General features: G+C 67.4%; 5 protein-coding genes. All 5 read left to right on the top strand.

What is annotated here, in order from left to right; all coding sequences use genetic code 11:
- Positions 1 to 616 (top strand): tetratricopeptide repeat protein (locus ACWD3C_RS47780; protein WP_451154983.1); only part of this gene is annotated, 616 nt, incomplete at its 5' end.
- A 475-nt stretch (positions 617 to 1091) separates the two neighbouring features.
- Complete coding sequence (locus tag ACWD3C_RS47775; RefSeq protein ID WP_451154981.1) at positions 1092 to 1337, top strand: hypothetical protein; 246 nt, start codon at positions 1092 to 1094, stop codon at positions 1335 to 1337.
- 525 nt (positions 1338 to 1862) lie between these two features.
- Positions 1863 to 2657, top strand: coding sequence for a hypothetical protein (locus ACWD3C_RS47770; protein WP_451154979.1), 795 nt, complete (start codon positions 1863 to 1865; stop codon positions 2655 to 2657).
- Positions 2654 to 3193 carry a hypothetical protein gene (locus ACWD3C_RS47765; protein WP_451154977.1) on the top strand — a complete coding sequence of 180 codons (540 nt, stop codon included), beginning with the start codon at positions 2654 to 2656 and terminating at the stop codon, positions 3191 to 3193. The genes ACWD3C_RS47770 and ACWD3C_RS47765 overlap by 4 nt, the downstream gene beginning before the upstream one ends.
- Positions 3194 to 3549: 356 nt before the next feature.
- Complete coding sequence (locus tag ACWD3C_RS47760; RefSeq protein ID WP_451154975.1) at positions 3550 to 4623, top strand: integrase core domain-containing protein; 1074 nt, start codon at positions 3550 to 3552, stop codon at positions 4621 to 4623.
- Positions 4624 to 4985: the final 362 nt, after the last annotated feature.

Here is a 4985-nt window from a genome sequence, read left to right as displayed (position 1 = left end):
AGCCCTCACCGCCACCGAGCAGGCCGTGGAGATCTACCGTCGGCTCGCGGCCGACAACCCCGCCGCCTACGAACCCGACCTCGCCGCCTCGCTGTCCAACCTCGGGGCTTATCTGTCGGCGGTGGGTCGGCGGGCAGAGGCCCTCACCGCCACCGAGCAGGCCGTGGAGATCCGGCGTCGGCTCGCGGCCGACAACCCGGCCGCCTACGAACCCGACCTCGCGCGCTCGCTGTCCAACCTCGGGGCTTATCTGTCGGCGGTGGGTCGGCACACCGAAGCCCTCACCGCCACCGAGCAGGCCGTGGAGATCTACCGTCGGCTCGCGGCCGACAACCCCGCCGCCTACGAACCCGACCTCGCCGCCTCGCTGTTCGCTTGGGCATGGGTGAGATATGAAGGACAGCAGGACCTGCCTGGGGCGCTGCGAGCTACGGGGGAGGCGGTTGAGCTCTACCGCAAGCTCGTAGCAGTAGTGCCCGCACGATTCGCCTCGCCGCTGCGCGATGTGCTGCGCTTGCAGACCGACCTGCTCCTCAGGCTCGGGCGTCTCCAAGAGGCGAGAGAAGTCCGGAACTGGCTCGTGGCGAACGCTGCCGTTCTCGACTCTCATAAATGAGTAGTAGTTCTGAGAGATCACGGACCCCCATCGCCCCCACGCCGGGCCATGGCTGCAACCCGGCTGCGAGACAGGACCGTCCACGCCGTTGCTGTCGGCGACAGACACACCGCAGTCCCGGCGTCTGCCCCCGGTAACCACTCACGGTGAACATGAGTCCTCACACGCTGAGGAATACGCGACTCACGATTACGCGAGGTCGCCAGTTACCCTCTTCTCCTCGGAGCTGAACATCAAAGGCTCAGACCCACGGAACCGGATGCCTCTCGGCCGGGTCCATCCCCGTGGCCTTGGCGAGCTCCTTTGTGACGTGGTCGGGCAGCTCACGCTCGGCGTCACCACTCACTCACTTAAGGACATTGACCCGGAGGAGTGTGCAAGCGAATGGTGATACCTCGCATGCGGCACCCCTGTGACCAGGTAAAACGCCGCGTCACCACCTGTGCACTATTCATGGCCCCCCCGCGTCGCCGTGGTGAACTGGCCCGAACCCACCGACGACGAAGCGGCGGACGGACTCCACTGGAAAACCCGGCCCCCTCCTGGCCTGGGCGGACGCCCCTTCGCGTGGATCGACGACGAGATCACCCACCGCGACCAGCACTGGACGCAGGCCCACCACCCAGGACCTGCCCTCCTGCACCGCATCGACCCCCGACACGGGCTGACAGACCAGGACCTCGCCACCCTCAACCATCGGTTACAGCTCCACCAGAGCTGATCACCTCACCCGACGGGCATCAACGCGTCCCTGCAGAAGAGGAGCAGGAGGTTCGAGTGTGGAGACGGTGACGGACATCAGGAGACGCCGTCCGCGAGCTGCAGTGCGACCACGTCGGGGAATGGATGGAAGCCTCGGCCACGTCGTCCTGGCAGGCGAGCCAGGAACGTAGCTCCTGGGCGGTGGGGGTGTGAAGAGAGGCGTCGCGGTCGGCTTCACGGTGTTGCGCCGCGTCGATCTCGTCCTGGGGGAACGGGGGCATGGGGCAACGCCGTCCCGTCAGGGGACGGTCTCGATGGTGCGGTGGCGGCCGGAGGGGGGCTGGGTTCGGTCGGCGCACTTGGTGCGCCGCAGCTACGGAAGCAGCAGGAGTAGGAGCTCGTCGCTGGTGGAGACTGCGACGGAGATCAGGGCACCGTCGGCGGTCTGGTGCTGCCCTGGGGCTGTGGGTCGATTGCCGCAGACGGCCGTGCTGGCCTATCTTAGATACGGAGGCGTCGTTTCAACGGATGGGAGTGTGTGGTGATGGTCGAGCGCACCGAAACCCCTGCTGTCCGTCCGTGGCCACTCGTGGAGTGGCATGACGTGCTCAGCGCCTACACGCCGACGGACCGGCCTACAGAAGCGCGGCTGCGTACGCTGCGCCGCAACGACATCGTCTCCGAGGGCGTCCAGGGCCTGCTCAAAGCACGTGCTGGCCGTTTCAGCGGAAAGCTGTCCCTGTTTTGCGAGCTGAACCTGGACGCTGCCGTGCTTTCACGCCGCGGCCTGGCCGACATGGCGGGACAGTATCGCTCGGCGGCCAGCACCCTGGAAGAGAGCCTGCGGAAGCTGCTCGTCGAGCACAGCGTGCAAATCGCGGAGCTCATGCGCCCCACTGAGCCCCGTAGACGTGAGGCCTGGCACGTCCTGCTGCTCTTCAGCGAGGCGGTGAGCGAGGCCCGTGAGCATCTTCCTCCCGTTCCGGACGAGGACGCAGTGCCGGGAATTCTTGAGGCTCGGATAGGGCAGTGGGTGCGCTTTGTCGCCTCCGTCGGCACGGGCCGTTACGACGTGCCCTGGCAGATGGTCCGGTCGGCAGACCTCTCGGTCGGGGATCCTGCTGTCCTCTTCCGTGAGCTGCTTCCCAACGGCAACGCCGTGCTGCGCCTGCAGGCCGGCCTTGACCCGAGGCAGGTCGAACAAGCGGACGACGCCGATGAGGAGCTGGATCCCTTGGAGGCAAGGGCGCTGAGACGTCCCCAACCGCAAGCGGCGAGAGCAACCCTGCTGGCATCCCTGGAGCACGAGGAGCCCCTGGCCAGGCGGGTCCTGGGGTGAGCGACGTCCGGTGGCGCCCGGCGGCCAGAACAGATCGGCAGGCACTGCAGCAGTTCACCTGCTGCCCCGATACCGACCATCCGCGCAAGAGTGACTGCGAACAGCCCTGGGCCCATGAGGTCCAGGGCTATCTGCGCCAGAAGGCGCTGCCCTTCTGTCTGCGCAACCCGGCATCACGTGATCAGCGGCTGCTCTTGGTCGAGGACGGGCCTGCCCTCGTCGGAGCGGCCGTGCATGCCCTCACCGATGTTGACGACCCACAGGGCGTACGCGACCGCGCCATCGTCGTCTACGCCGTTGCCCTCGACTGCCAGGGCAAACAGCTCTCGGACGGAAGGCGGGCCTCCCACGCCGTCCTGGACGCGGTCGTCGAGGACGCCGTCTCACGTCACGAGCAGGGCGTACGTATCGTCATGAACGCCCTGGTCGACCCGCGAAACATCTCCTCCTGCGCCTGCCTGCGCAGCTACGGACTTCCGCCTAGGGGCCGCGATGAGTCCGGAGAGTTCGTCCTTCACTCCGCGAGGATCAGCTAAGCCTTCCACGGGCGACCGGCTGAGGCGGCAGTCTGCATCGACCAGGCTCTGGAACCCGGCCGCTCTCGACGCGCCGAGTACAGCAGGCAGCCTCATGTGGAGCCGCCCCCGTCCGGTCCCTGACGGGCTGTTGGACGACAACACCGTGCAGGTCGCAGCGGGTCGGATTGGGAAAGCCGTCAACTCATATGCTGTGCCGGCTCGGAGCGCGCACCGTCGTTCGGCGGGCGCTCACTGGAAGAGGGCTGCGGTGTACGGCGCCGGACGGCAACGGCCCCTGTAGGGTTCCAGAAGTGACGTATGGCATCTGACCAGGCACTTTGCGACTCCGGGCGATCACGACAAGCTCGGACCCCATGGCACTGCGCATGCTCTACCTGGCCTTCCTCCGACTCCTCGGACGTCTCCTGCTGCTCTCCCGTTCGCAGCAGACCAAGGACGCCGAGCTGCTCGCGCTGCGCCACGAGAACGCGGTGCTGCGCCGCCGGCTCGGCGTCCGGCCACACCTCACCTGGCCGGACCGCGCAGTGCTCGCCGCCCTCGCCCGGCACCTACCCTCCCGGCTGCGCCGACACCGCCTGTTCACACCCGGCACCCTGCTCACCTGGCACCGGCGGCTACTGCGCTGGAAGTGGAAGCAGAAACCCGCACGGACCGGCCGCCCGCCGATCTCCGAGGAACTCACCGCCCTGATCCTGCGCCTGGCCCGCGAGAACCCGACCTGGGGCTCAACCCGTATCCAGGGCGAGCCGCGGCGCCTGGGCCACCGCGTCGGCGCCTCCACCATCCGACGCATCCTGCGCAGCGCCGGCCTCGGCCCCGCACCCAGACGAAGCCGCGGCGCCCCGACCTGGCGCGAGTTCGTACGCGCCCAGGCCTCCGGCCTGCTCGCCGCTGACTTCTTCCACGTGGACACCGCCGCGCTGACCAGGCTGTACGCCTTCGTGGTCATGGAGGTCGGCACCCGCACCGTGCACATCCTCGGCGTCACCGCCCACCCGACCGCAGCCTGGGCCACCCAGCTCTCGAGGAACCTCCTCGCCAACCTCGCAGACCGCGCCGCCGGCTTCCGCTACCTGCTACGCGACCGCGACAGCCGCTACACCCAGGCGTTCGACGCCGTCTTCACCGCCGACGGCATCGAGATCCTGAAGAGCGCACCACAGACACCGCCGATGAACGCCCACGTGGAGAGGTTCATCCGCAGCGTGCGGGCCGAGTGCACCGACCGGATGCTGATCTACAACGAGCAACACGCACGGAGTGTCCTCGCCGAATACGCCGAGCACTACAACTCCGGAAGGCCGCACCGGGCCCTGCACCTTCGCGCACCAGCCGACGATCAGGACGTCATCCCCTTCCCCGCCCAACACATCCAGCGCCACGACGTCCTCAGCGGACTCATCCACGAGTACCGCGACACAGCCTGACGAAGATCACAACAGTCTGGCGAACGCCCAGCTCAACGCATGTGCGGGACTCTTGGCACCCAACAGCAAGGAACTGACCAAGCACCGCACGTGAGCTTCCTGCATCTGACCGAACCATGTGTCCACCTATGCCTCGCTGTCCCCGGCCAGGTTCTCAGGACACCGATCCCGAGGCCGACGAATCGCCGGGGCCCGCGCGCGCTGCCGCCATGCCTGGCCTGCCGGACGTCTCAATCTCACAGGTCCATCAACGGACTGCTGGCGGAATTCCGACATCACGCTGGGAACGCCAAGCGCTCAATAGCGGGACTCTCATCGATGAGGCCCACGGGCTTCCAATGAGGGTGGGGATTACTGAGACA

This window comes from Streptomyces sp. NPDC002845, assembly GCF_053591955.1.
This window is presented reverse-complemented; position numbering and strand designations above follow the sequence as displayed.

Coding starts and splice junctions, on each gene's coding strand:
- ACWD3C_RS47760 (WP_451154975.1), top strand. CDS start 3,550: ATGGCACTGCGCATGCTCTACCTGGCCTTCCTCCGACTCCTCGGACGT.
- ACWD3C_RS47770 (WP_451154979.1), top strand. CDS start 1,863: ATGGTCGAGCGCACCGAAACCCCTGCTGTCCGTCCGTGGCCACTCGTG.